Genomic DNA, 582 nt, shown 5'->3' on the forward strand with positions numbered 1-582 from the left:
CGCGCGCAGCGGCAGGCCAGCGCCGACACCGGCACCGACGTGGTGCAGGCCCAGGCGCAGCTCGATGTGGCGCGCGCCGCCACGGCGGCCGCGCGCGCACGGCTGGCGCAAACCCTGCTGCGTGCGCCGACCGATGCGCGCGTGCTGGTGCGCGCGGTGGAGCCCGGACAGATCGTGCAGCCGGGCAAGGCCCTGCTGAGCCTGGCGCTGGCCGGGCCGACGCAGCTCGTCGCCCAGGTGGACGAGCGCTTTCTCGACCAGCTGCGGCCCGGGCAGCCCGCCACGGTCGTGGCCGACGCCTTTCCCGACCAGCGCTTTGCCGCGCGCGTACTGACGATTGCCCCGGCCGTCGATGCGCAGCGTGGCGCCATCGAGGCCAAATTCGCGCTGGCCGGGCCGGCGCCGGCCTTCCTGCGCGAGGACATGACGCTGTCGGTCGAGGTCGAGACCGGGCGGCGCGACAGCGCCCTGGTGCTGCCCCAGGCGGCGCTGCGTGCCCCTGCCCAGGGCATGCCGGGCGTGGCGGCGGCCCCGCCCGGCGACCAGGGCGCGGTGCTGGTGGCGCAGGGCGGCCGCGCCGAG

The 582-nt window shown here is 77.7% G+C and carries 1 protein-coding gene; it reads left to right on the forward strand.

Features of this window, described 5'->3' with window-relative positions; translation table 11 throughout:
* Window positions 1–582: efflux RND transporter periplasmic adaptor subunit (locus tag B2J89_RS21565; protein ID WP_169170846.1), on the forward strand; the 582-nt coding region annotated here is incomplete at both ends.

This window comes from Acidovorax sp. SRB_24, from assembly GCF_012931925.1.